The organism is Campylobacter massiliensis (assembly GCF_014253065.1).
Taxonomy (GTDB): Bacteria; Campylobacterota; Campylobacteria; order Campylobacterales; family Campylobacteraceae; genus Campylobacter_A; species Campylobacter_A massiliensis.
In genome coordinates this window covers 1-1,040 of record NZ_JACLZK010000003.1, presented here as the reverse complement: position 1 = coordinate 1,040, position 1,040 = coordinate 1, and the positions used below count along the sequence as shown (strand labels likewise).

Genomic DNA, 1,040 nt, shown 5'->3' with positions numbered 1-1,040 from the left:
TTTTCTGTTTTTATCCAGCATCTTTTGTGTTCGCTTTTCTTGCTCGATTAGCTTTTCTAGGCGTTTTTGCGCCTCTTTCATATCCTCTTGCATTATTTCAAAGAGGCTTTTTGATTCTTTGCCGTCGGAAGTTATGTTAGAGTTGCCGCTTAAGGCAGTGCTACCAGGTAAAAGCGACTCTTGCATTTTTTGAAACGTTAGTACATATTCTCGGTAATCCTTGCTAAGCCCGTCAAGTTCGCTTCCTTTGATGCCGTAGATGTTGCGCGAATCAATAAAGGCGTCCAGTTTTTGTCTGTATTCTTTGCCGCTTATGCTTTTGTCATAACCTTGCATCTTGCCCCAAACCGTAGTTTCGCCCTCTCGTACGTCTAAATTTGAGTTTATTACGGCTGCTATCAAGCCTCCTTTGGTTATACTACCGTCAGGGTTAGTGTATCTTTCGCCGTGAGGATTTATAAACACGCTCACGTTTTCGCTCTCTTTGCCGCCGTTATTGTTATCAAAGATATTGGTTGACGGCTTATATTGCGGCGTTGTTGTTAACTCATGATATGAACTATTAAAAAATAGCGTTTCCATATTGGTTTTCCCGGACTTATCGTCAAAGGCGCTACGTGCCGACGCATAGTCGTAGATGTTTTTATTTACTTTAGTTACTTTTAGACTTGATTTCTCGTACTCGTATCCTTGAGGAAATTTGGTAAGGTCTTCTTTAGTAAAGCTCTCTTTTGAGTTTAGTAGCTCGTCGCCCGCTACTTGGGAGAGAATTTTATATGCATTACGGGCGGTTTTTGCTATGTCGATTTTTGAAAACATTTTATTAAATGCAATAGCCTTATCATTTACGTTCACGAGAGATTTTAAGGTATCTGAGTGGATTTTGTAGTCCTTTGGGATACCTGCGGCTTCATTAAATTCGGACGTAAAATATCCGTCCTCATCGACTTTGTAGCCTAAAACTTCGTTAAATTTGTGCTCGACCGTATCCGGCTGCGAGATTTCATTTTGTTTTAAAATCTCAGTTTTTGAGCCATGCT

General features: G+C 40.3%; 1 protein-coding gene. It reads right to left on the bottom strand.

The window, feature by feature from the left end:
* Positions 1-1,040 (bottom strand): Cj0814 family flagellar-dependent secreted protein (locus tag H7R39_RS11045; RefSeq protein WP_185899464.1); only part of this gene is annotated, 1,040 nt, incomplete at both ends.